Origin of the sequence: Diaphorobacter aerolatus, from assembly GCF_014489535.1 — a bacterium.
GTDB lineage: Bacteria > Pseudomonadota > Gammaproteobacteria > Burkholderiales > Burkholderiaceae_C > Diaphorobacter_A > Diaphorobacter_A aerolatus.
Genome location: NZ_CP060783.1, coordinates 4542893 through 4566785, shown reverse-complemented (window position 1 = coordinate 4566785; position 23893 = coordinate 4542893). Strand labels below are relative to the sequence as shown.

Below are 23893 nucleotides of genomic sequence, written 5' to 3'. Positions count from 1 at the left end.
ATCACGCGACTTTCTTGCTGTTGCGCAGCTTGGAATCCTTGGCATCGGCAGCCACCGCGCCCAGTGCCCGCGCGACGACGCGTTGGTCCTCGAGCAGGCGGATCATGCCCTCGGCGGTGAGCTTGTCGAGCATGCGGCGCGTCATCGACTGCGTGCTGGCATCGAGCGCCGTGAACAGAAACAGCGTGTTGTGCGGACTCACCCACGTGAGCTGGGTCTTGACCGTGCGCTGAGGATTGATCAGCTCGATCCACTGCCCGATCTGCAGCACGGAACCAGTGCCTGAATCGCGCGGCGACGCCACGTCGTCAACAGCGATGATGGCGGGCTCGGCTGGCACCTCCTGAATCACCTCTGGCGTGGTGGATGGGGCCTGCACCGGCAGATTGCCGAGCACCGGTTCAGGCTCTGCCGCGCTTTTCGCCACCTGCTCCTGCCATTCCGCGATGCGCTGCATCATCCATGCCACTTCCTGATCGGTCTGCCCCACGCTGCGCAGGCCCTCGCGAACGGTGAACTGCATGCCGGTCAAAAGCGGCAACATGTGCCGCGCATCCTCGGGCGTGTGATCGGGCTGGGCGCACCAGAGGATCTGCGGCACGACGCTCAGAAAGCCCTGCGGATCGCCGCCGGGATCGCCTCCATGGCGGGCCGCCTCCTCCAGTTGCGCGCGGGCGACCACACCGGCCCACACGCCGATCACGAATTCGACGATGCCGGGCGATGCGCCCTGCGCCTCGGGCAGCTTCCTGAAATCCTGTGCGAGACGCGCGGTCAACAGCTCGCGCCGCTCCGTTGCGGCAAGCTGCTTCTGCTCGTCATCCTGCTGACGGCGCAGTTGCTGCGTCTGCGTATTCCATGCGCTTTCGAGCGCACCGGAGACATGCTCGAACGCGCTCGCGTCATGCACCGGCACGGTGGCGAGATGCTGAACGGCCGCATTCACGATCTGTATGTATTTGCGAAACCCCTTGGATTCGGGGTCCTTGAAGTCGAGACTGCGCTGCGTAAGGTTGTCCAGCAAGCGCCGCGCGGGATGCTGCTCGTTGGAGAAAAAGCTCGGGTCATGGCGCACCAGTTGCTTGAGCGCGGGCTCGAGATTCTGCACCGCGCGCTGCACGGGTGCGAGCAGCCGTGAGTCCTGCGCGATGTGGTCCATCATGCGGCTGAGCACTTCGGCGGCGGTGCGCGGCGACAGGCTGCCATAGGCCGAGAGATTGCCCGGCACCGACACGGCATCCTGCCATTGCGGCGTGGGCAGGGAGACCACGCCCTGCATCGGCTGCATCACCCCATAGAGCGGTAGCCCCGACTGCGCCGCGCCGAGGCTGCCAGAGAGTCTGCCGACCAGGCGCTCGAGTTGGGCGATGTCCTCCATCGCATCGGCAGCCTGCGCGCCGGACAGGCCAGTGCCCGGATTCGCGGGCGGCATCATTATTGCCTGCGAGACCGCCGTCATGCGCGGCGCGGGCGCGGCCGTCGGCACGGCGTCGTAGGCAAACGGATCGCCGCCAGCGGCCAGCATCTGGCGCAGGATGCCAGCGGCCAGCACCGCCTCCTGTGGATCGGCGTAGGCGGCAGCTTGTTGTTGCTGCTGCGGCGGCGCGTAGCCCATGTTCGTGTGGCTCCAGCCGCCCGGACCGGGCATGCCGGACGCGGAATGGACCGGTGCATGACCGTGCGACGCCCCGGCGATGTGCGCGCCACCAGCACCGCGCGGCGCTCCGTGACCCGAGGCGACGATGTAGCCCACCGGCTTCACGCCATGCTCGCGCAGGCTTGCGGTCACGCGCTTGTAGGCGGCGGTCAGTTCCGGCCCCATCACGACGCGCATGCGCTCCATCCAGAGCTGACGTGTCTCGCTCGACACCTGGCAATCGTCCACGGCACGCTGCAGCGCGCGGATGTAGTTTTCGGGACGAAACGGATTGCGTTCGGGCTGCACGTTCGAGAAACCCTGAGCCGAACTCACCAGCGTGTTGAGTTCGGCCAGCGCCGCGTCGGTGGCATGGCCTGCAATCTGCTGGGCGCGTGCCAGTTCGACCTGCGCCATCACGGCGGAGTCGTCCACCAGCGTCAGTTCGCCGAAGTCCATGCCGGTATCGAGCGCGGCACGCGATTTGCCGACCGCGCCGCCGCCATCGGAAAACACTTCCAGCAACGCCATCGGATAGCTTTTGAGCAGCGTCGGCTCCTGCTGATCGATGGCGCGCAGCGCGTCACCGATGTGCAGCCGCTCCTGAATGCCACTGGCCTTTTGCTCGGCCTCGGAAAGCTCGGAGCGCGTGATGCGGACCAACTGCTCCATCAACGCCTCGCTCTCCCTGACGGCATTGACGACGCAAGCGCGAAATACCGCAGTGGAGCGTGAAGCGGGCGAGGTCATGACTCGGGAGGAGGGAAGATCGGAAAATTTGTGTAAGTAATTCTATTGGAATGCTACTACTTACAGATGACTTCTACGTCAGTTGTACCCCTTAGTTTGTGGAATTCGTCACACCAATTTGATAGTAGTTTCCACAATGGCGATTCGCTGGGAAAACAAGATCGACGCAACCCGGGCCATTCCAAACGCGGTCTTATCCGCGCGAGCTTCGAGTGCGACCGCTTGCCACAAGACGCGTCGGATCACGCCAGCGCAGCCAGGTGCTTCACCGTCTCGGGGTATTTTTGCACCAGACGGATCAAGGTCGTGGCCTGGGCATTGGGCTTGGCCCGGCCCTGCTCCCAGTTCTCCAAGGTGCGTGCGTTGGTGCGCAGGTACATCGCGAACACTGGCCGCGACATGTTCAAACGCTCCCGCAGCGCCACCAGCTCATCGGCGGAGACGGTCGCCAGTGCGCCCAATTGCACCTTGTGCGAGCGCAGAGTGGCCTTGCCCTGGCGTTCGGCAGCCAGGGCACCGAATCCTTCAACCAGTTCGGCAAATACATCACGCGTCATGATTTTGTCCTCGCTTGCAGTTCTGCATCAAGCAACCGTTTAAGCGCCTTCCTCTGCGAAGCGCTCAAGTCGTCCTGCACATCCTTGCCATAGAGCGTAAACAGCCAGAACTGCGCGCCGCCCAGCCACCAGCTCATAGGCAAACCGGACCTTGCGCAGCCCTCCAGTGCCTTGAATGACATCGCCAGCTTCCGGATGCTGCATCAACATTGCCTGCAAGGCACGGAAAGCCTCGTCATCAAGGTACTCTGCCCGATGACGCTCGAAGGGCGGTAGTTCAACGAAGAGTGCAAACATAGTATACGTTAGTTGCGTATAAATTGGATAGGAATAAATCTCCGCGTCGCGCGGCGCTGAGATTGTTGCCTGCCGCTGCACCCGGCACTCCGTATTCGCTCACCTTTCGCTGCCGGTACTGGAGTCGTTGTGAGATGAAAAAAGCCCGGGAGACCGTTTCACCAGTCTTCCGGGCTTTGTCGGCACTGCGTGCCGACGGTCTCAGGCTGAAGACTACTTCAGTGCCTTGTAGCGCATGCGCTTGGGCTTGGCGCCCTCTTCGCCCAGGCGCTTCTTCTTGTCGGCTTCATATTCCTGATAGTTGCCGTCAAAGAAAACCCATTGCGAATCGCCTTCGGCGGCCAGAATGTGCGTGGCAATACGGTCGAGGAACCAGCGATCGTGCGAGATCACCAGCACGGTGCCCGCGTATTCGAGCAGCGCATCTTCGAGCGCGCGCAAAGTTTCCACGTCGAGGTCATTCGACGGTTCGTCGAGCAGCAACACGTTGCCGCCCTGAATCAGCGTCTTGGCCAGGTGCAGGCGACCGCGCTCACCGCCGGAGAGGTTGCCGACCTTCTTCTGCTGGTCCTGGCCGTTGAAGTTGAAGCGGCCCGCGTAGGCCCGCGAGGCCATCTGGAACTTGCCGACGTTGATGATGTCAAGGCCGCCCGAGATGTCTTCCCACACGGTCTTTTCATTGGCGAGCGCGTCGCGATGCTGGTCGACGAAGGCCATCTTCACGGTCTGGCCGATCACGACCTTGCCCGAATCCGGCTGCTCCTTGCCCGCGATCAGCTTGAACAGCGTGGACTTACCCGCGCCGTTCGGGCCGATGATGCCGACGATGGCACCGGCCGGAATCGTCATCGACAGATCATCGATCAGCATGCGGTCACCAAACGACTTGGAGACGTTGTGGAATTCGATGACCTGCGCGCCCAGGCGCTCCGCCACAGGAATGAAGATTTCCTGTGTTTCGTTGCGCTGCTGGTATTCGTAGTCGCTCAGTTCCTCGAAGCGGGCAATACGCGCCTTGGACTTGGCCTGGCGGCCCTTGGCGTTCTGGCGCACCCACTCCAGTTCCTTCTTCAGGGCCTTGGCGCGGGCCTCCTCGCCCTTTTGCTCGGCCTCAAGGCGATTGCCCTTCTGGATCAGCCAGTCGGAATAATTGCCCTTGTACGGAATGCCGTGGCCCCGGTCGAGTTCCAGAATCCACTCTGCCGCGTTGTCGAGGAAGTAGCGATCATGGGTGATGGCAACCACAGTGCCGGTGAAGCGGTGCAGAAACTGCTCGAGCCAGTCGACCGATTCGGCGTCCAGGTGGTTGGTCGGCTCGTCAAGCAGCAGCATGTCGGGCTTGGAGAGCAATAGCTGGCACAGCGCCACGCGGCGCTTTTCGCCACCGGAGAGCTGGCCGACGATGGCGTCCCACGCGGGCAGTCGCAGTGCGTCGGCGGCGATCTCAAGCTGGTGCTCGGAATCCGTGCCCGCAGCGGCAATGATGGCTTCCAGTTGGCCCTGCTCGGCAGCGAGCGCGTCGAAGTCGGCGTCTTCCTCGGCGTAGGCGGCATAGACCTCTTCAAGACGGGCGCGCGCATTGTTCACCTCGGACATGGCCTCCTCCACCGCCTGACGCACCGTGTGCTCGGGGTTGAGCTGGGGCTCCTGCGGCAGATAACCGATGGACAGGCCGGGCATGGGGATCGCCTCGCCTTCGATTTCCTTGTCCACGCCGGCCATGATCTTGAGCAACGACGACTTGCCGGAACCGTTCAGGCCCAGCACGCCAATCTTGGCTCCGGGAAGAAGCTGAGGGAGATGTCCTTCAAGATCTGTCGCTTTGGCGGCACAGTCTTGGTGACATGATTCATCGAAAAAACGTATTGAGCCATGAATTAGTTGTTCAGAAGTCAGAAAAAAAACGCCATAATTTCGCGCGTAACCCCGGATTATCAGTCCATGCGACAATATCCGTAGCCCAAGGTACCAGTTTGCCTTTGGCATCAGCACCACAGCTGGGGACAAGGGAAGCATTTTCCACGCTCCCACCTTTAAACCATATCCGCCTTTTGAGCTGGCCTGATGACTTGCTGAAGTCGTCAGGAACAGGCTGATACCCAGCGCCCCGGATGGGCGCCAATCGAAAATAAATGACATTTGACGAACTAGAGCTGGATCCTGCCATTCTGCAGGCCGTGCACGAACAGGGCTACACCAACCCGACTCCCATTCAAGAACAGGCGATTCCCGCCGTCCTCGCCGGCAAGGATCTTCTGGCGGGTGCCCAGACCGGTACCGGCAAGACCGCCGCCTTCACCCTGCCCATGCTCACGCGCCTGGCCAAGGGTAGCGCACCCACCAACAAATTTGGCGGCAAGGGCATTCGCGCTCTGGTGCTCACGCCCACGCGCGAGCTGGCCGCACAGGTCGAAGAGTCCGTGCGCGTTTACGGCCAGCACCTGAAGATCAAGTCCTGCGTCGTCTTTGGCGGCGTGGGCATGAACCCGCAGATCGACCGCATCAAGCGCGGCGTGGACGTGCTGGTCGCCACCCCCGGCCGTCTGCTGGATCTGGCGCAGCAAGGTTTTCTCGACCTGTCCACCGTCGAAATCCTCGTGCTCGACGAAGCCGACCGCATGCTCGACATGGGCTTCATCCACGACGTGAAGAAGGTGCTCAAGCTGGTTCCCAAGGAAAAGCAGAGCCTGCTGTTCTCGGCCACCTTCAGCGATGAAATCCGCGAACTGGCCAATGGTCTCCTGCACGATCCGATGTCCATTCAGGTCACGCCGAGCAACACCACGGTGCAGCGCATCACGCAGGTGATTCACCCGGTCGGACGCGGTCGCAAGAAGGAAGTGCTGCTGCACATCATCCGCGAGAACAACTGGAGCCAGGTGCTGGTCTTCACACGCACCAAGTTCGGCGCCAACAACGTGGCCGACTACCTCACCAAGAACGGCGTTACCGCCATGGCGCTGCACGGCAACAAGAGCCAGAGCGCCCGCACACAGGCGCTCGGCGGCTTCAAGTCCGGCGACATCCGCGCGCTCGTGGCCACCGACATCGCCGCTCGCGGCATCGACATCGACGACCTGCCGCATGTCGTGAACTATGAGATCCCCAACGTCTCCGAAGACTATGTGCACCGCATCGGCCGCACGGGCCGCGCCGGTCGCGAAGGCCACGCCGTGAGCCTGGTCTGCATGGACGAAGAAGGCTTCATGATGGAGATCGAGCGCTTCACCAAGCAGGAAATCCCGGTGCACATGCTCGAAGGCTTCGGACCCGCTCCTGACGAGAAGGCCGAGCCCATCGCCATGGGCCGCCAGACCATCTGGGGCGGCGCCGGCCGGCCACCAAGCCGTGACGTGATGCAGGCTGCAGCCAAGGCCGCGCGTCAGGAAATGATGGAGCGCGTGCGCTCGACCAAGGCCACCCAGGGCGATACGCGCGGCAAGCGCGGCGGTGCCCGTCGCACCAGCGCGCCCGAGGGCGGCGGCGCGGGAGAGCAGCAGTACGTTGACGGCGGCTCCGAGCAGCAGCCAATGCGCGCCGAGCGCCGCAGCCCGCAGGAGCGCGGTGGCGAGCGCAACCATGATCGCCAGGGTCAGGGCCAAGGCCAGGGTCAGCGCGACGACAACCGACGCGGCCCGCGCCGTGGCCCAGGCCAGTCGCTGCAGAACAACAATGGCGGCCCACGTCGCCGTCCTGAGGGTGCCGGCAATGGCGCGGGTCTCGGTGGCGGCAATGGCCGCAGCGCCGGTGGTCACAACGCCGGTAACGGCGGCGGTCGTCGCCATGACGACAGCCAGCCTCGTGGCGAAAACGCTCATCTGGGCACGCAACTCGGCCACCTCGGCGGCGGCGCGCGCCACAACGCGCGTGGCGGCGCTGCGGGCGGCCAGCCTGATCCCATGCGCACCAGCGTCGACAGCATGGGCGGCGGTCGCCGTGGCGGCGGTGGTTTCCGTGGCGGCAATGGCGGTGCGGGCGGCTTTGGCGGCGGCAACCGTGGCGGCTTCGGCGGCGGCGGTGGCGGTGGAAATCGCGGTGGGCGTTTCGGCGGCAACCGCTGATTGCCAACAAACCCCGCGCAATTCAAGCGATTCACAAGCCCGGCAGCCGCCGGGCTTTTTTGCATCTGCCGGCCACGCAAAGGCCAAAAAACGTCAACATTTGTCGCAATCCACGCGATAAATGTCCGATTTTGTGAGAATTCGCCGCGACTTCGAGCCGCCGGGTTTGCAAAACGCTCGAATGAAATCGCTGCGCGGTAACATCGGCCCGACCTACTCACGAGTTTTCTGGTTCGTTAGGGATACTCTGCAGGAATTGATCGGCATGCTGCGTCGAATCGATTCGTGCCGAGGATCATCCTGCGAGACCGCCATCACCATGACACAGAACACCACACCGCCCTCGTCTGCCCAGTCTTCGTTGCTCAAGCAGCATGCTGCGCTCTCCATGCGGCTGGGCGTGCTGATGTCAGCAGCGCTGCTTGCCGCCTGCAGCAGTACGCCGTTACCGCCGTGGCCAGCGCAGTCCGGCTCGGTCACTTCGGCCTCGGGTCGCCCCGTGCCCAACTCGCAGCGGCAGATGCCGCCCCGCCTCTTGGCACGCAACGGGGCGCGCCGCAGCAGCAACCACCGCAACAACGGCCCTACGACCAGCAGCAGGTACAAACCGGCGCAGTGACCTCGTCGCCGCTCGCGCCCAGTTCCGTGGACGATCCACAGTCCGACGCCCGCCTGCCCTACAGCCCTGCGGTCGCCGCGCGCTTTCCCGCGCCAGAAGTCCGCTATGCCACGCCGGGCCTCGAACAAGGCCGCCGCGCGTTCACCACGAACACGGAAATCTCGGACTGGCTCAATCAGATCGCCGCCACGAGCCGTGGCCGCACGCACGCGCAGGTCCAGACCATCGGATCGTCGCAGCGCGGAGCGCCGCTGCAGGCGTTGATCATCACCCAGGCGGCGGGCACCAGCCCGGCAGCTCTCGAGGATTCCAAGCGCCCGACCATCATGCTGGTCGGGCAGCAGCATGGCGACGAGCCCGCTGGCTCCGAAGCCCTGCTGATCATCGCGCGTGAGCTTTCGCAGGGCCTGCTCGAGCCGCTGCTGCAACGCATCAATGTGGTGATCGTTCCACGCGCCAATCCGGATGGCGCGGACGCCCACAAACGGGTGACGGAGAACGGCGTCGACATGAACCGCGATCATCTGTTGCTGAACACGCCGGAGGCACAGGCGCTCGCCAAGCTGACCAGCGCCTACCGCCCCATCGCCGTGATCGACGCACACGAATACACCGTCGTTGGCCGCTATCTGCAGAAGTACAACGCCGTCCAGAAATACGACGCGCTGCTGCAGCACGCCACCGCCGCCAACATGCCCGAGTTCGTGACCAAGGCCGCCACGCAGTGGTATCTCGACCCCATGCGCAAGGCGCTGAACGACCAGCAACTCACTGCGGACTGGTACTACACGACCTCCACGGACCTCGCCGACCGCAGCCTCTCGATGGGCGGCGCCCAGCCCGACACCGGGCGCAACGTCAACGGTCTCAAGAATTCGGTGAGCCTGCTCGTGGAGACGCGCGGCGTCGGCATGGACCGCCTCGACATCCAGCGCCGCGTGCACGCTCAGGTCACGGCCATCGGCTCGGCGCTGCGCACCACGTCGGAACGCGCCGCCGAACTGCAGCAGGTACGCTCCTTCGTCACGCGCGAGGTCTCCTCGCAAGCCTGTAGGGGCAACGTCGTGATCGAAGCCGCCCAGACACCCGAGAAGCGCGACGTCGTCCTGCTCGACCCGAACACCGGCGCAGATATGACGATGAACGTGGATTGGAATTCCTCGCTGCATCTTCGCACCCTCAAGACCCGCCCACGTCCTTGCGGCTATTGGCTCTCCGGACAATCGGACATGGCCGTCGAACGTCTTCAGATGCTGGGCGTGCAGGTCATGCGCGTGGCCGAACCCGGCAATGTGCTGGCCGACATCTACGTCGAAAACAGCCGCAGCAGCACGGACCGCCCCGACGTGCGCGGCACGGTCGCAGGCGCCGGCCCGATCACCCGTGTGAGCGTCACCCCCACGCGCAGCGCCATCGACATCCCCGAAGGCAGCTACTACGTACCCCTGAACCAACCCCTGGCCAACATCGCCGTCGCCGCGCTCGAGCCCGATTCGCAAAACAGCTACTTCGCCAACAACCTGATCACCGACCTCGGCAGCGTGGCCCGCATCATGACCGTGCCCGCCTTGGTTTTCGAAGATACGGACTAGGGCCTGTTCGCACCAACGCAGCTTTTTCTGCCCCATAAACCCGGCCCCGGCTTCATCCGCACCCGTGGTGTGCAGGTATGATCCGGGTTCTCACCGTCAAGGATCGCTTTCGCGACTCCTGAACACGAGTGACGATCCACAAACTGCCCATAGCTCAACTGGATAGAGCAATTGCCTTCTAAGCAATAGGTCGGGGGTTCGAGTCCCTCTGGGCAGGCCACAGAACTGTCGCAAGTTACATACAGTCGCAAATTGCCCCGCATTCATTTTTGCACTGAGGGCCTTTCATGCCCGCTGGACGCTCTACTGGCGCAATAACCGCACCTCATACCCCGTCCACAGCCCTTGCATTTCAGCGCTCTATAACTCAAGCGGCACTCACAATTCGCCAGTTCACCATCAATGGACAATTTTTAATAATTGAAATTGTCTATGATTGCCGCATTTTGATACTATAGATACCGACTCAGAACAGCGGTCAATTAATTGATACACGCTATGCGGCCCAAGAACGCCGGACAACGATGACCTGTGTTTCGAGATCACAAGGGATGCATGCGAGGAGGGGCGCACGTCTTGAAAAGATGAGAGCGCGTCATTGCAGGCAAGCAGGCAATGTTGAAGCGAAAGCAGCCAGAACCGTGGCTGCCACGAGGGACAGGGAATGGTTTCCAATATTCCAAAGCGGACTGCCGGGAAGGCAGCACGCATCTTGAAAAACATAGGTATCGGCATGCTGGCGGCGCAAATTCTATGCGTGGCCGGCGTCGCTCAGGCGCAGGGCACACCGCTCAACGAGCCCATTCTTCCGGTGCCGCAAGCTCACAAGGAAGACGCGAAGAAGGCGGCACTGGGGAAGAAACTCTTCAACGACACTCGCCTGTCGCACGGCAACACGGTCTCCTGTGCCAGTTGCCACAACCTGCCCGTGGGTGGCTCCGACGCCATCGCTTTGTCCAAGGGTGTGCAGGGGCGAGTCGGCAAGGTGAATTCGCCGACGGTGCTGAACTCTGGCCTGAACTTTCGCCAGTTCTGGGATGGTCGCGCCGCGTCGCTGGAAGAGCAGGTTTCGGGTCCGATTCACGACATCAACGAAATGGACACCAGTTGGGCCGAGGTGCTGCGCAAGCTCGGTCAGGACAGCGCCCTGACAAGCGAGTTCAAGCAGAGCTACCCGGACGGTATCACTGCCAACAACGTCGCCAACGCGCTTGCGAGTTTTCAGCGGACGTTGATCACGCCCAACGCGCGGTTCGACAAATATCTGCGCGGTGACAAGTCGGCGTTGACCACCGATGAATTGCGCGGTTATCAACTGTTCAAGAGCTATGGCTGCGTGGCCTGCCACCAGGGAGTGAACGTGGGCGGCAACATGTTCCAGACATTCGGCGTGATGGGCGACTACTTCGGCAAGCGCGGCAATCCCACGATTGCCGACCTGGGCCGCTACAACGTCACGAAAAAAGACAGCGACAAGTATTCCTTCAAGGTACCGAGCCTGCGCAACGTAGCGCTTACGGCGCCCTATTTTCATGACGGATCGGCAAAGACCCTGGGAGATGCCGTGGATGTGATGTTCCAGTTTCAACTGGGTCGTCAGGCCTCGGCAGAGGACAAAAAACTGATCGTGCAGTTCCTGCACACGCTTTCGGGAGAGCTTGACGGCAAGCCACTGAAGAGCCTCCAGGCCGCCCAGTAATTCACCCTCTTTCCTCGAACTCGCCCTATGAACAACAGCAAGAAACTGCCGATGAAACTGGTCGGCGTGGTTGCAGTCGTGCTCATCGCCATCCTGGCGTTCCTCGTTCTGCAGACACGGTCGATCAACTTCAACACCAGCAACGAGATCGTCAACACGCTGCGTGAACTCAAACAGGTCGACGCTGAATGGAACGTGGACGTGCTGCGTGCCAAGACCGGCATCAGCACCAACTACGATCAGGTCGCCAGCCCGCTGCCGCTGATCTCGCGCCTGGCGAGCCAGTTGTCCGATACCACCACCAAATACTGGGTGGGTCACAGCGAAAGCATCTCGGCAATGCAGCCGATGCTCAAGCGCTTTCAATCGTTGATGGACGAGAAGATCTCCGCGATCGAGCAGTTCAAGTCGCAGAACGCGATCCTGCGCAATTCCTCCCGCTTTCTTCCGGTGGCCGCCACCGATCTGGTGGAAACCACACGCAGCAGTTCGATGAGCGCCACCGCGCGCCAGACACTCGAGCGCCTGCTCAATGACCTGCTGGCCAACGCCATCAGCTATACCCAGAACCCCGAGGCCGCGCTCAAGGAGCGCATTGCACAGAATGCTGCCGCACTGCAGGCCTTCACCGACGACGCAGACACTGCGGTGAAGGAGCGTGCCGGTATTTTTCTTGCTCACGTCAACACCTTGATGCGCCAGCAGGACCGGGGCGCCACGCTGCTGGCGGAACTGAGCGCGATGCCGACCGCTCAGACGCTCGACCAGTTGTCCGACGCACACACGCGCGAGAACAGCAAGCTGCTCGAACACCTGCAGAACTACCAGCGTGCGTTGGTGCTCTACTCGGTTTTTCTGCTGTGCCTGCTCGCCTGGGTGGGCTGGAAGCTGTTTCGCAACTTCCAGTTGCTCAACACCACGAACGACACGCTCAAACAAACCAACGACACGCTGGCCAACGCCAATCTGGAACTGCGCGAATCGCACGTGCGACTGGTGCAGTCGGAAAAAATGTCCGCACTCGGCCAGATGGTTGCCGGCATTGCGCATGAGATCAACACGCCGCTGGCCTACATCCGGAGCACGTTCAACGTGGTGCGCGACCAGATCAACCCGTTCGGCAAACTGGCAGTGGAAGGCCTTGGCTTCGCGAATGCCGTGAGAGCCCTCAACGTGACAACGCGGTGTTGAACACGCATTTCCGCAATTTCGAAAACGTCGCATCGGACGTGGTCAACCAGGGCGTTTTGAAAGAGGTCGACACCTTGCTCAACGACGGCATTCACGGCATCGACCAGATCTCGGAAATCGTTCTGAACCTGAAAAACTTCAGCCGACTTGATCGCGAGAAGGTCAGCAACTTCTCGGTCGAGGAAGGTCTGGACAGCACCCTGCTGCTGGCGCGCAACGTGCTGAAGGGCAAGGTCGAGATCCGCAAGGACTACGGCGATGACGTGCCCGATATTTCGGGCTCGCCGTCGCAGGTCAACCAGGTGTTCCTGAACATCATCACCAATGCCGTGCAGGCCATGCCCGAGCGCGAGGGCAAGAACATCATCACCCTGCGCACCAGCGTCAGCCCTGCCGGAGACATGGTGGAGGTGGAAATTCAGGACAACGGTACCGGAATTCCCGACGACGTGTTGCCCCACATCTTCGATCCGTTCTACACGACCAAGCCGATTGGCGAAGGCACCGGCATGGGCTTGTCGATCTCGTACAAGATCATCAACGAACATGGCGGAACCATCCTCGTGGAGTCGGTCCGTGATGTCGGTACGGCCTTCACGATTCTTCTGCCGGTGCAGCGTCAGCTTCATGACGCGATTGACGACAACGCCACAACATCCACAGATAGCGAGGCACTGTTCGCCGACTAAGTTGCCGCAGATCCCAGATCTCCGAGCGCAACCAGTTGACGTTCAATGAGGACAAACCAATGAATACCAACACCATTCCTTCGGTTCTTTTCGTGGATGACGAGGAGCGCATCGTCAACCAGTTGCGCCTGATCTTCCGCAACGGCTATACCGTGCATACCGCCACCTCTGGCGAGGAAGCGCTGAAGATCCTCCACTCGACACGCATCGACGTGCTGGTCAGCGATCAGCGCATGCCGGGCATGCTCGGCGTGGAGTTGCTGGAAAAAGCCCGCAAGCTGTCCCCGGACACCATGCGCCTGCTGCTCACCGGCTACTCCGATCTGGCGGCCATCGTCGGATCCGTCAATGAGGGCGAGGTTTTCCGCTTCATCAACAAGCCCTGGGACCACGACGAAATCCAGCGCATCGTCGCGGATGCAGTCGCGGCGGGTGAGGCGGCACGCAGCGCCGGCAGCGCCGCCACGCAGGAGGCCGCAGCACAATTGCTCGCCAGCACCGCCGCCAACCCGCCCAAGGTGCTGTTGATCGATACCAATCTCAGCGAACTTCAGGCCATGTCACAAGTGCTGTCCACCGATCAGCGGTGCGTGCTTGCCACTTCCATCAGCGAAGCGCTTGAAGCCCTTTCGCACAACGACATCGGCGTGATCGTTTCCGAGGCCCGCGTGGGCCGCAGTGACATGGGCAGCTTCCTGCACCTGTTGAAGCAGCACCATCCGATGATCACGACGGTCATGCTGAGCCGCGCGGGAGATGCCGACCTTGTCATTCGCATGATCAACAAGGCCCAGATCTTCCGCTTCGCGACGAAGCCACTGCGCAAGAGCTCGTTCCAGCTCGCGGTCGCTGCGGCCATGAAGGCGCATTTCAACTACCGCGCCAACCCGGCGCTGGTGAACCGTCATCGCGTCGCCGAGGACGAAACTGCGAAAGCAGACACCTCGCTGGTCAACAGCATGATGCAGAGCCTGAGCAGCTTCCGCCAGCGTTTCTCGCTGTTCGGACGAAAGCGCGAGACCACCTAGTTCCGGTACTGAGCATCAGGGCTGCGGAGCATGCTCCGCGCCGAACCCCTCGGTCGCCAGCGTCACGCCATCATCGAATTGCAGCACGCGCTCTGGCCAGCGCAATGCCGCGAGCTTGAAATCGCGATCCGGCTCCCGGCCCTGCCGACGTGCGCTCCAGCGAGCGCCGACCGAGAAATCCACGCAGAACACGTTGCCATGTCGGCCATGCCAGGCGAGCGGCGCGATGTCCCGGAACAGGTCCTGATCGCCCTTGCCCAGTTGAGCGCGGTCGATGGCATGCAGCCGCCGCCAGTAGTGGCCGACGACCACGGGAACGCGGTCAGTGTATTCATCCCACCAGCCCACGCGCTCGACGAATCGCCACTTGCCGCCCGCATAGAACGGATCGCTGCCCTTGCGCTCCACTCCCGAGGTGAGCACCTTGAGCGGATTGAGCATCTGCTTGTTGGACTCGTTCTCCGCATGGGCGGCCAGAAACGGCGGCTTTCTCTCGCCATCTTCCAGATCGTGAGGCCACTGCATGCGCTCGGCGTGCATGCGGTCCTGCAATCGCGTCAGTTGGGCATGGCGCGCGGCCTCGTCTTCCCAATGATCGTATTCCCTGCGCACCGAGCCCATCGGCAACTGCCGTGCCAGCGCAATCTGCTCTGGGCACCAGGCGGCATGAATGACACGCAGGTCGTCGCGCTCCAGCGCAATGGGCAGGCTTCCGACGAGCCGCATGATGCTCTCGCGCTGCGCCTGGTCGATTCGCTGGTAAGGCGCGTACTTGAGGTTGTCGCGCTCCACGCGCTCGTCGAAGAACCAGCCCGAGCCGTCCTTCACGTCTTCGCGCAACAGATTGATTTCGTGATTGCCCAGAACCGCCACCGCGCGGCCCGATTCGATCAGCCGCTGCGCCAGTGCCAGAACTGCGGGGCTGTCCTGACCTCGATCGCAAAAATCACCCACGAACACCAGCGTGCGGCCCCGGGGTGATTGCCGTTGGCGTCATAGCCCAGATGACGCATCAATTGGGTCAGCGCGAAAAACTCGCCATGAATGTCGCCGACGATGTCCAGAGGATCCTCCGGCAATGCTTGTATCAGACTCATGATGCGAACGATTCTGTCAGCAATCCGGCGATACCGCTCGGGCCTCCTGGAAGCCCTGGCGGCAGACCGTGGCGGTCACCTGATAAAGACGGGAACAATTGCAACATTTTGCGCAGTTTGCAACATCGCCCTGATTTTTCGCGAGTGCGCAATACATGGCGTGCACAAAGTAGGGAAGTCGTCTGACGCAGCAGCCGCGAGACGGCGTCATCATAGAAAGCACGGCACGGATCACGTTCCGTAGCAACCAAGGAGAAGCATCATGTTCGAGCACTTCCTGAATCCCACTGTCGTCTACATGCGTCGCATCCAGCGTGGTCTGGAAGAGGCGCGCATGGCCGCTCTGGAACATGAAAGCGCTGCGGAACATCACGCCGCGCTCGCGACGATGTACCGTGATCGCGTGCGGCGGCTCCAGGGCGAGCTGGAAAACGTGACCAACGAGCGCACCGCTGGCAGCACCGTCAAGGCGGTTCGAAGCGAGAGTCAGCCTGCTCCTGCCGAGCTTGCCGAAGATGCAGCAGCGGCGGCGCAGGTTCACCGCATCGTTCCGCGCTACGGCAACAAACGCGACGAAGCCTCGTCATCGCTGAACCCCTCTCACGGCCTGCTCTCGCAGGGTGCAGCAGGTTGATCGACGATTATGGAAGCCCTCGGAACGATGCAGGTCTGTGCGCCAGCCTGACATTGCTCCGGGAGTTCGTTCAGTTCCGGGGACCTCGCTGCAGGGCCACACCTGCAACGTCTGTGCGGGCGCGCAGCACCGTGCCGTGCGTGGAATCGGTCACATACACATCGCGCCGATCCGCGCCGCCAAACGTCAGATTCGTGAGCGAGCTGCCCGGCTTGCCGCGCAGGATGCATACCGGCTCGGCGCGGGAATTGAGCATCCAGACATAGCCGAGGCCGGGATTCGCAATCAGCAGTTGCCCGCTTTCATCCACCGCGAGGCCGTCCGGGCCGCTGGGTCCGTAGGATGTGAAGAACTGGTTCACCTTCGCCACGCTGCCATCGGGCAACAACGGGACACGCCAGACGCAGTTGCCGCGCGTCACGGCGAGATAGAGAACGCGCTCATCGGGTGACAAGGCAACGCCGTTGGGACTGGGCACGTTGGACAGCAACAGGTCGAGCTGACCATTGGGCCGCAAACGGTACAGTCGCCCGGACGGATCGTGCAGCCCGCTCTGCCCCTGATCGGTGAAGTACAGATTTCCCTGGCTGTCGAAGATCAGATCGTTGACGCCCTTGAAACGCTCGCTGTTGCGGCGCTCCAGATACCCGGCAACCCTGCCGCTTTGCACATCGAGCGTCATCAGTCCATTCTTGTAGTCGGTGATCAGCAGCGTCCCGGCATCCAGGAACTTCATGCCGTTGGGCTCACCGTCGTACTCGGCTATCAGTGTCCATGCGCCCTGGGGGTCGATTTGAAAAATACGGCCCCAGGGAATATCCGTCACATAAAGATGGCCGGCATCGTCGAATACCGGCCCCTCAAGAAACGAATCTGCATGTGCGCCGCCACGGTTCGCGTTGGCCCAGTCGCTGGGTTCGTCGCGCCGGTATTGCTGCGGCATCGTGGTGAAAACTTCGAGTTCACTGATCCGGGGAGCGTTCAGGAGAAACATGATTTTGTTCCTTGGGTCGTTGCATCCATCAACAGCTCGATCTATCAATCCAGTTTGATCTGGCCCTTGCGAACCACCTCGCCCCATTTCGCGTCTTCCTTCTTGAGGAAGGCAGCAAACTCCTCGGGCGTGGAGGCTACCGGCTTGGCGCCGACGTCGTTCAGGCGCTGCTTCACTTCGTCCTCGTTGAGCACTTCGACCAGCGCCTTATGCAGCTTGGCGGCTACGGCGGGCGGAGTCTTTGCGGGAACGAACACGCCGTTCCATTCGTAGGCCTCATACCCCGGAATGACGGTCTCGGCCACGGTGGGAACATCCGGCAGTCGCCTGGATCGCTCGGGCGAGGAAATCGCAAGCGCGCGCAGCTTGCCGCCCGCAACCAGCGGGTACGACGCCGCAATGGTGCCGAACATAAAGTCCACCTGCCCGCCCATGACGTCGGCAATCGCCGGGCCGCCGCTCTTGTAGGGCACGTGCACCATGTTCAGATCGAGCTTCTGACGGAACAGCTCCGACGCCAGACGCTGCACCGTACCACTGCCGCCCGACGCAAAGTTCATCTTCCCTGGCTGCGCCTTCGCCTTGGCGATCAGATCATTCACGTTCTTGAACGGCGAATCGCTCTTCACGATGAGGACGTTCGGTGTCAGAGACACCAGCGACAACGGCTGGAGCGCATTGCTCGCGTACGGCATCCTGGCAAACAGGTGCGGATTGATGGAGTACGGCGTGGCGTCGTAGAGCATGGTGTAGCCGTCGGCCGCAGCCTTGGCAACGAAGGCCGCGCCAATGGTTCCGCTCGCACCCGGCTTGTTGTCCACGATCACGCTGGTGCCCAGCTTCACACCCATGCGCGACGCCAGAACGCGCGCAGTGGTATCGGCTGCCCCGCCCGGCGCGTACGGCACGATGATGGTGATTGTGCGATCAGGGAATTCCGCATGCGCCGAGAACGCCGCCACTGCGGCAGCGACCGCAAGGAGCGCATTTTTCAGGAAAATTTTCATCTCGAATACTCCTTAATTCGCCACGCTGACGGCCAGCACGGCCAGTGCGTTGCGCGCCGCGCCCAGCCCCATGTTCACGTAGGCATCGCTGGTGACGCCGCCGATGTGCGGACTCAGAATGAAACCCGGCTGGTGCTGGAACATGTGGCCCTCGGTCATCGGTTCCACGGCGAAGCTGTCGAGACCTGCCATGCGCACCTGCCCGCTTTGCACGGCTTCCAGCAGCGCCCGCTCGTCAATCAGGCCACCGCGTGCGGTATTCACGATGATCACGCCTTTTTTGCACTTTGCGAGATTTTCGGCGTTGAGCAACTGGCGGTTGTCTTCGGTGAGCGGGCAGTGCAACGAGATCGCATCGGACTCGCGCCAGATGGTCTCGAGATCGGCGCGCTGCACGCCCTCGGGCCATTGTTTCGCGTAAGGATCAAAGCCGAGCACGCGCATGCCGAGGGCCGAGGCCATGCTCGCAAAGCGCTGGCCGATGGCGCCGAGCCCGATGAGGCCGACGGTGCGTCCGCCAAGCTCCACGCTCTTGTGCGTGGCCTTGTCCCAGAAGCCCGCGTGCATGCGCTCGTTGAGCTGCGGCACGGACTTGGCGCACGCGAGCAGCAGCGTGAGCGCCTGCTCCGCCACGGCCGCCGCGTTGGCACCGACGGCGGCAACCACTTCGATGCCGCGCTCTTTTGCGGCGACCTTGTCGATGGTGTCCGTGCCGCTGCCGTGCTTGGAAATCACCTTGAGCGATGGCGCTGCGTCCATCGCAGCCGCGCCCACCTTGCTGTAGCGCACGATGATCGCGACCGGATCGTGCTCACGGCACAGCGCGACGATATCGTCTTCCGTGGGAGTCTTGCCGGCATAGACGATGTCGTATTCGCCGAGCAATTCGAGCGCCTGCGGTGCCAGATCGGCGGCGGTGATCAAAATTGTTCCGTGACTCACAGTGCTTCTCCTTCCTTGAGAACACCGGCCGCGCGCAAGGCTGCGGGAAGCCAGCCGGAAGCCGTTTCGCCGCGCGCAATCGCTTCGATGCGCGCCGCTTCATCGGCCACCTTCTTCACCGCGAGCGGCATCATTGCCGGAGCCTTGACGCGCTCGATGACGACCACGCCATCGGCATCGGCAACCACGAGATCGCCGGGATGGATGGTGACACCGCCCGCCGAGATCGGGTGGTTGATGCGGCCGGGAACGAACTTCGTCGGACCCGCCGGATTGAAGCCAGCGCTGAAAACGGGAAAGTCAAGATCGAGCAGCTCGAGCTTGTCGCGAATCGCTCCGTCGATGATGACGCCGCCGAGTCCCAGCTTCTTGCAGGCGCTGAGCATCAGCGTGCCCATGAGTGCCGAGGTCTGGTCGCCCTTGCCATCGACGACGATGATGTCGCCGGGCCTGGCGAGCGCAATCGCCGCGTGAATCATCAGGTTGTCGCCGGGGCGCACTTCCACGGTGAATGCGGGGCCTGCGAGCTTCATGCTTTCATGCACGGGAGCCACGCGGCTGTGCATCGTGCCGCGGCGGCCGGACACATCGGAGAGGATCGCCGCCTGGAATTCAGCGGCCTGCTTGACGACGTCAGCGCTGACGCGCTCGAAATCTCGAATGACTTCGGGAAGTTGGTTCATGATTTTGCCGATCGAAAGATGAGGAAAGGGCCGCCCCTCGCATCAAACGGGGATGACTCAAAAAATGACGGGAATGTGGACTGAAGGCGGTCGCGACTCAATCGAGCGTCGCGCCCGAGTCCTTGACGATCTTCGACCAGCGCGGAACTTCGGCTCGCAGCAACTGACTGAATTTCTGCGAAGTTCCGCCCAGCACATCACCGCCTTCCGAGCGCAGTTTCTCGACCACATCCGGCTGGGTCAGAGCGTCGTTGATGGCCTTGTTCAACTTATCCACGATGGGCGCGGGCGTACCGGCGGGAGCGAGCACGCCATACCAGGAAATCGCCTCGAAGTCCTTGTAGCCCAGCTCGGCCAGCGTGGGCGTGTCCGGCAATTGCGGCGAGCGCTTCAGCGACGTCACGACGACCGGGCGCAGCTTGCCGTTGCGCACATGGCCGAGCAAGGTGGGAATCGCGGACATGTAGAGATCGATGTTGCCACCCATCAGATCGGTCATGGCCTGCGCTGCGCCCTTGTAAGGCACGTGGCGCAGCTTGATACCGGCGGCGTTTTCTGCCTGCTCACCGGCAAGATGTGCGACCGTGCCGTTGCCCGAATAACCGAGCGTGAGCGCATCGGGCTTGTTTTTGCTCGCGGCGACGACTTCCGGAAAGGTCTTGTATTTCGACGACACCCCGGTCGCCATCACGATCGGCGCGGAAGACACCAGTGCAACCGGCACGAGGTCCTTGATCGGATCGTAGGGCAGCTTGGCATACAGCGACGGGTTGATCGCGAGATTGCTCGTCTGCCCCATCACCAGCGTATAGCCGTCGGGGCTCGCCTTGGCCGCCGCGTCCACGCCCAGATTGCCGCCTGCGCCGGGGCGGTTGTCCACGACGATGTTCCACTTGTTCTGATCCGACATCTTCTGCGCCACGGCGCGCGCAATCATGTCGGTGCCGCCGCCCGGAGGAAATGGCACGATCAAGCGAATGGGCTTGGCCGGATAGTTGTCCTGCGCAAACGATGACTGCAGCGGCGCAGCGAATGCCGCCACGCCGAGAGCGACGGCGCAAAGCGCCTGCATGCGTGCGCGCTGAACACGCGATTTCACGTGAGTTGCCATGATGTTGTCTCCAGATTGATGTTTTTGAACCAGCCCGGGTGGCATCCCGAACATGGGCTGACTTTACGAAGTAGTTTCAACCCATACAATAGCGTTGCGTACCATGAAACACATTGCACAGAGAGAAATACCCAAACCATGCCTCGTCAACGCATCCCACCGCTACTCCCAACGCCCGAACCGCCACCCGCCGCGGACGTGCCAAGCGCAAACGGCGTGATCGCGGTGACGCGCGCACTGCACGTGCTCGAGGCGTTCAATTTGGGTGAATCGCATCTGTCGCTCGCCGAACTCAGCCGTCGCTGCGCACTGCACAAGACCACGGTGCTACGGCTTGCGCGCACGCTTGCGCTGTCGGGCTACATGGTCCAGCGCGACGATGGCGATTGGCGACTCGGCCCCGCCGCTGGCTGGTTGGGCGCGCGCTACCAGGCCGGCTTCGACGTGCAGAACGAACTCGAACCGGCGCTGCGCGAACTCACTCAGCAAAGCGGTGAGAGTGCGGCCTTCTACGTGCGCGAGGGCAACGTGCGAACCTGCCTGGTGCGCGTGGAGGGACCGCAGGCGCTGCGCCATCACGCACGCATGGGCGAGGGCCTGCCGCTGGATCAGGGATCACCGGGCCGCGTGCTGCTCGCATTCGCCGGAGAGCCGGGCGACGTCTACGAGCAGATCCGCAAGCGCGGATTCCATTGGTCGATCGGCGAGCGCGAGCAAGGCGTCTCCACGGTGTCCGCACCGGTGTTCGGCATGCACTGGCGACTGCTGGGATCGCTGTGCATTTCCGGCCCCTCTTCACGCCTGCCTCAAAGCCGCCTCGAAGAACTGGCGCCGATGGTGATCGGTGCGGCCACCAAGCTCTCCTACATTCTCGCGGCAAGCACCAGCGCGCCACTGCAATCGCGCATGGCGTCCTGGCATCCGTGATTCGACGGGATGCCCGCCGAGCCACGGATCGCGGATCGCAAAAATCAACACAGCGCAAGCGGATAATTAAACGAGAACGATTATCATTTATCATTTGCTCCGGGTGCTGACAAAACGCCATTCATCCCATGGTGTCGGTACCACAGCATCGGAGGCAAATGCATCGTGTCATACCGCAACGAAGATATCCAACAGATCGTGCTGGAGCACGGGGTTTTGCTGCGGCGCTGTGGTGCGCTGCAAGGGCGATGCACTGAGCAGGCCATCACGCAGGATCACGAAATCGAACGCCTGCGCGCCGAACTCATGCGCAGCCGTGCACGGGTCATCGTGCGCGACAGCCTGCTCGCGTGGGAGCGCGAGGAGCGCCAGCGATTGCAGCGCACGCTGAACAGTTGGGCGATATATGGCGGCGCCACCGCAGCGCGCGCCGCGCCCGTGGGCAGGGCGCACAGCCACGTCGACGCTGATGAAGACCCCGACGTCGATCCCGCACTGCTTGAACACAGCCTGCATGCCGCCGACCTCGTGATCTGCCAGACCGGCTGTGTTTCGCAAGACTCGTTCTGGCGCGTCGAGGATCACTGCAAGCGCACCGGAAAGGCCTGCGTGCTGGTCGAACAGCCCGACGCGTTGCGCATCGTGCGTGTCCATCCGTCGGGCAAGACGGAACAGCTTGCCGCGACCTCCTGGGATGAAAAGGAGCCATCGTGAACGCAACGCATAAATCCTCCGGTTTCCCATTCACCTCGTAGCAAGGATATCCGCCATGCCACACGCCCTTCCCCAACTGCCCTACGCCTATGACGCGCTGGAGCCGCACATCGACGCCAAGACAATGGAAATCCACCACTCCAGGCACCACCAGACGTATGTGAACAATCTGAACGCCGCACTGGATGGCACCACTTATGCCAATCTTCCGGTCGAGCAACTGATTTCGCAAATCGACACCTTGCCCGATAAGCTTCGCGTAGCAGTCCGCAACAACGGTGGTGGACATGCGAATCACAGCCTTTTCTGGGAGGTGATGTCACCCCAAGGAGGTGGCGAGCCCGAGGGCGAACTGGCCACGGCGATCACGAAGGACCTCGGTGGATTGGCGGCATTCCGCGACGAATTCACCAAGGCCGCATTGAGCCGTTTCGGCAGCGGTTGGGCTTGGCTGGTGACGGATCAGAAAGGCCGCCTGTCCGTGGAGAGCAGCGCCAATCAGGATTCGCCGCTCATGTGCGGCATTGCCTCGGGCCACACGCCGATTCTCGGGCTCGATGTGTGGGAGCACGCCTACTATCTGAAATACCAGAACCGCCGCCCCGAATACATCGCCGCGTTCTTCAACGTCATCCACTGGCCCGAAGTCGCGCGCCGCCACGCTGCGGCCACCTCACGTTGAAACGCGTTTGATCTGCAAGGTAGCACCTCCACAATGCCTGCAAACACAAAACCGGAGGACATCGACATGCCAGGGCCTGTTCATACCACACGCCGCTTCGGATTTCGCGCGCAGACCCGCTTCGGCCTTGCAATCTGCGCGCTGGGCATTGTGGCCGCATGCATGCTGTTGTGGAACGCCGTGCAGGCGCTGCCCGCTGCACGCAGCGCACTGATTGGCGGCGGCATCGCCGCACTCGCTACCGCTCTCGGAACGCTGCCAGTGCTGCTCGCGCAGCGACCCTCGGAACGTGTGCAGGACACGCTGTTCGGTTTTGGCGCGGGCGTCATGCTTGCAGCGTGCGCGTTCTCCTTGGTGATGCCTGCATTGGAGGCCGCGCGCGCGTCCGCCTTCGGCAGCAATCCCTGGGGTGCCGGCGGCATCGTGGGATCGGCTATTCTGCTGGGTGGCCTCGCACTGCTTGCGCTCGACCGGCTGCTGCCGCACGAGCATTTCATCAAGGGACGCGAAGGCGCCTCCGGCCAGCAACTGCGCCGTACTTGGTTGTTCGTCATCGCCATCGTGCTGCACAACCTGCCGGAGGGTCTGGCCATCGGCGTCGGATATGCGGGCAACGAAGGCATGCGCGCCAATGCGCTGGCCATCGGGATCGCCATTCAGGACGTGCCCGAAGGCTTTGTGGTCGCCGCCGCGCTGCTGGCCGTGGGTTACGCGCGGGGCCTATCGGTGGCCATCGGAATGCTCTCCGGTCTCGTCGAGCCGCTGGGCGCCGTGATCGGCGCGGGCGCGATCAGCCACTCGATCACACTGCTGCCCTGGGGCCTCGGCTTTGCCGCGGGGGCGATGCTGTTCGTGATCAGCCACGAGATCATTCCCGAGTCACACCGCAAGGGGCACGAAGCCTTTGCAACGGCGGGATTGATGGCGGGATTCGTGATGATGATGGTACTGGATACCGCGCTGTGAAGGCTTGGCATTGCGTG

General features: G+C 62.4%; 18 protein-coding genes, 1 tRNA gene and 3 pseudogenes. 12 read left to right on the top strand and 10 right to left on the bottom strand.

The genetic code is table 11. The features are described 5' to 3' along the window. Position 1 precedes the first annotated feature (1 nt). From H9K75_RS21410 to ettA, 4 genes and pseudogenes are all read right to left on the bottom strand, one after another. Positions 2 to 2386, bottom strand: a complete 2385-nt coding sequence (locus H9K75_RS21410) for a DUF1631 family protein (protein WP_187724055.1) — start codon at positions 2384 to 2386, stop codon at positions 2 to 4. A gap of 242 nt (positions 2387 to 2628) precedes the next feature. Then, positions 2629 to 2943, bottom strand: coding sequence for a helix-turn-helix domain-containing protein (locus tag H9K75_RS21405; RefSeq protein WP_187724054.1), 315 nt, complete (start codon positions 2941 to 2943; stop codon positions 2629 to 2631). Continuing rightward, positions 2940 to 3080 carry a hypothetical protein gene (locus H9K75_RS24320; RefSeq protein WP_226858354.1) on the bottom strand — a complete coding sequence of 47 codons (141 nt, stop codon included), beginning with the start codon at positions 3078 to 3080 and terminating at the stop codon, positions 2940 to 2942. The genes H9K75_RS21405 and H9K75_RS24320 overlap by 4 nt, the downstream gene beginning before the upstream one ends. 373 nt (positions 3081 to 3453) lie before the next feature. Continuing rightward, positions 3454 to 5114, bottom strand: a pseudogene (ettA, locus tag H9K75_RS21395) (energy-dependent translational throttle protein EttA). A 258-nt stretch (positions 5115 to 5372) separates the two neighbouring features. Between ettA and H9K75_RS21390 the strand changes: the two are divergent. The 7 genes and pseudogenes from H9K75_RS21390 to H9K75_RS21365 all read left to right on the top strand — a co-directional run bounded on the left by H9K75_RS21390 (position 5373) and on the right by H9K75_RS21365 (position 14119). Continuing rightward, a complete protein-coding gene (locus H9K75_RS21390) occupies positions 5373 to 7301 on the top strand; it encodes a DEAD/DEAH box helicase (protein WP_187724053.1) in 1929 nt (642 codons plus the stop codon). A gap of 388 nt (positions 7302 to 7689) precedes the next feature. Then, positions 7690 to 9512: pseudogene (locus H9K75_RS21385) on the top strand (M14 family metallopeptidase). 143 nt (positions 9513 to 9655) lie between these two features. Beyond that, positions 9656 to 9732, top strand: a tRNA-Arg gene (locus H9K75_RS21380). A gap of 492 nt (positions 9733 to 10224) precedes the next feature. After that, positions 10225 to 11211, top strand: coding sequence for a cytochrome-c peroxidase (locus H9K75_RS21375; RefSeq protein ID WP_226858353.1), 987 nt, complete (start codon positions 10225 to 10227; stop codon positions 11209 to 11211). A gap of 27 nt (positions 11212 to 11238) precedes the next feature. Further along, positions 11239 to 12402, top strand: a complete 1164-nt coding sequence (locus H9K75_RS24315; RefSeq protein WP_226858352.1) for a DAHL domain-containing protein — start codon at positions 11239 to 11241, stop codon at positions 12400 to 12402. Further along, positions 12396 to 13091: a sensor histidine kinase gene (locus H9K75_RS24310; protein ID WP_226858351.1), complete on the top strand. Its 696-nt coding sequence runs from the start codon at positions 12396 to 12398 to the stop codon at positions 13089 to 13091. The genes H9K75_RS24315 and H9K75_RS24310 overlap by 7 nt, the downstream gene beginning before the upstream one ends. 59 nt (positions 13092 to 13150) lie before the next feature. Continuing rightward, positions 13151 to 14119, top strand: coding sequence for a response regulator (locus H9K75_RS21365; protein WP_187724051.1), 969 nt, complete (start codon positions 13151 to 13153; stop codon positions 14117 to 14119). 15 nt (positions 14120 to 14134) lie between these two features. Here H9K75_RS21365 and H9K75_RS21360 read toward each other — a convergent pair. Continuing rightward, a pseudogene (locus H9K75_RS21360) lies at positions 14135 to 15216 on the bottom strand (metallophosphoesterase). 262 nt (positions 15217 to 15478) lie between these two features. Here H9K75_RS21360 and H9K75_RS21355 point away from each other — a divergent pair. Beyond that, on the top strand, positions 15479 to 15850 hold the full coding sequence (locus H9K75_RS21355) for a hypothetical protein (RefSeq protein WP_187724050.1): 372 nt from the start codon (positions 15479 to 15481) through the stop codon (positions 15848 to 15850). Positions 15851 to 15920: 70 nt separating this feature from the next. On the opposite strand, the gene H9K75_RS21350 is transcribed toward H9K75_RS21355, so the two are convergent. The 5 genes from H9K75_RS21350 to H9K75_RS21330 all read right to left on the bottom strand — a co-directional run bounded on the left by H9K75_RS21350 (position 15921) and on the right by H9K75_RS21330 (position 20587). Continuing rightward, positions 15921 to 16844, bottom strand: coding sequence for an SMP-30/gluconolactonase/LRE family protein (locus H9K75_RS21350; protein ID WP_187724049.1), 924 nt, complete (start codon positions 16842 to 16844; stop codon positions 15921 to 15923). 44 nt (positions 16845 to 16888) lie between these two features. Beyond that, the gene (locus H9K75_RS21345; protein ID WP_187724048.1) at positions 16889 to 17851 is read right to left on the bottom strand and encodes a Bug family tripartite tricarboxylate transporter substrate binding protein; all 963 of its coding nucleotides are present in this window, start codon (positions 17849 to 17851) and stop codon (positions 16889 to 16891) included. A 12-nt stretch (positions 17852 to 17863) separates the two neighbouring features. Continuing rightward, positions 17864 to 18793: an NAD(P)-dependent oxidoreductase gene (locus H9K75_RS21340; RefSeq protein WP_187724047.1), complete on the bottom strand. Its 930-nt coding sequence runs from the start codon at positions 18791 to 18793 to the stop codon at positions 17864 to 17866. Beyond that, positions 18790 to 19476: an RraA family protein gene (locus tag H9K75_RS21335; protein WP_187724046.1), complete on the bottom strand. Its 687-nt coding sequence runs from the start codon at positions 19474 to 19476 to the stop codon at positions 18790 to 18792. The genes H9K75_RS21340 and H9K75_RS21335 overlap by 4 nt, the downstream gene beginning before the upstream one ends. 97 nt (positions 19477 to 19573) lie before the next feature. After that, the gene (locus H9K75_RS21330) at positions 19574 to 20587 is read right to left on the bottom strand and encodes a Bug family tripartite tricarboxylate transporter substrate binding protein (RefSeq protein WP_226858350.1); all 1014 of its coding nucleotides are present in this window, start codon (positions 20585 to 20587) and stop codon (positions 19574 to 19576) included. Positions 20588 to 20725: 138 nt separating this feature from the next. Between H9K75_RS21330 and H9K75_RS21325 the strand changes: the two genes are divergently transcribed. From H9K75_RS21325 to H9K75_RS21310, 4 genes are all read left to right on the top strand, one after another. Continuing rightward, positions 20726 to 21514, top strand: coding sequence for an IclR family transcriptional regulator (locus tag H9K75_RS21325; protein WP_187724045.1), 789 nt, complete (start codon positions 20726 to 20728; stop codon positions 21512 to 21514). A gap of 165 nt (positions 21515 to 21679) precedes the next feature. Next, on the top strand, positions 21680 to 22228 hold the full coding sequence (locus tag H9K75_RS21320; protein WP_226858349.1) for a DUF2325 domain-containing protein: 549 nt from the start codon (positions 21680 to 21682) through the stop codon (positions 22226 to 22228). Between the two features lie 55 nt (positions 22229 to 22283). Next, positions 22284 to 22910, top strand: a complete 627-nt coding sequence (locus tag H9K75_RS21315) for a superoxide dismutase (RefSeq protein ID WP_187724044.1) — start codon at positions 22284 to 22286, stop codon at positions 22908 to 22910. A 66-nt stretch (positions 22911 to 22976) separates the two neighbouring features. Continuing rightward, a complete protein-coding gene (locus tag H9K75_RS21310) occupies positions 22977 to 23876 on the top strand; it encodes a ZIP family metal transporter (RefSeq protein WP_187724043.1) in 900 nt (299 codons plus the stop codon). The last annotated feature ends 17 nt before the right edge of the window (positions 23877 to 23893 follow it).

What these genes read in the sequence shown, in the direction of transcription:
- H9K75_RS21335 (WP_187724046.1), bottom strand. Translation starts at nt 19,476, where the DNA reads ATGAACCAACTTCCCGAAGTCATTCGAGATTTCGAGCGCGTCAGCGCT.
- H9K75_RS24315 (WP_226858352.1), top strand. Translation starts at nt 11,239, where the DNA reads ATGAACAACAGCAAGAAACTGCCGATGAAACTGGTCGGCGTGGTTGCA.
- H9K75_RS21325 (WP_187724045.1), top strand. Translation starts at nt 20,726, where the DNA reads ATGCCTCGTCAACGCATCCCACCGCTACTCCCAACGCCCGAACCGCCA.
- H9K75_RS21405 (WP_187724054.1), bottom strand. Translation starts at nt 2,943, where the DNA reads ATGACGCGTGATGTATTTGCCGAACTGGTTGAAGGATTCGGTGCCCTG.
- H9K75_RS21355 (WP_187724050.1), top strand. Translation starts at nt 15,479, where the DNA reads ATGTTCGAGCACTTCCTGAATCCCACTGTCGTCTACATGCGTCGCATC.
- H9K75_RS21330 (WP_226858350.1), bottom strand. Translation starts at nt 20,587, where the DNA reads ATGGCAACTCACGTGAAATCGCGTGTTCAGCGCGCACGCATGCAGGCG.
- H9K75_RS21345 (WP_187724048.1), bottom strand. Translation starts at nt 17,851, where the DNA reads ATGAAAATTTTCCTGAAAAATGCGCTCCTTGCGGTCGCTGCCGCAGTG.
- H9K75_RS21350 (WP_187724049.1), bottom strand. Translation starts at nt 16,844, where the DNA reads ATGTTTCTCCTGAACGCTCCCCGGATCAGTGAACTCGAAGTTTTCACC.
- H9K75_RS21410 (WP_187724055.1), bottom strand. Translation starts at nt 2,386, where the DNA reads ATGACCTCGCCCGCTTCACGCTCCACTGCGGTATTTCGCGCTTGCGTC.
- H9K75_RS21315 (WP_187724044.1), top strand. Translation starts at nt 22,284, where the DNA reads ATGCCACACGCCCTTCCCCAACTGCCCTACGCCTATGACGCGCTGGAG.
- H9K75_RS21390 (WP_187724053.1), top strand. Translation starts at nt 5,373, where the DNA reads ATGACATTTGACGAACTAGAGCTGGATCCTGCCATTCTGCAGGCCGTG.
- H9K75_RS21365 (WP_187724051.1), top strand. Translation starts at nt 13,151, where the DNA reads ATGAATACCAACACCATTCCTTCGGTTCTTTTCGTGGATGACGAGGAG.
- H9K75_RS24320 (WP_226858354.1), bottom strand. Translation starts at nt 3,080, where the DNA reads ATGAGCTGGTGGCTGGGCGGCGCGCAGTTCTGGCTGTTTACGCTCTAT.
- H9K75_RS21310 (WP_187724043.1), top strand. Translation starts at nt 22,977, where the DNA reads ATGCCAGGGCCTGTTCATACCACACGCCGCTTCGGATTTCGCGCGCAG.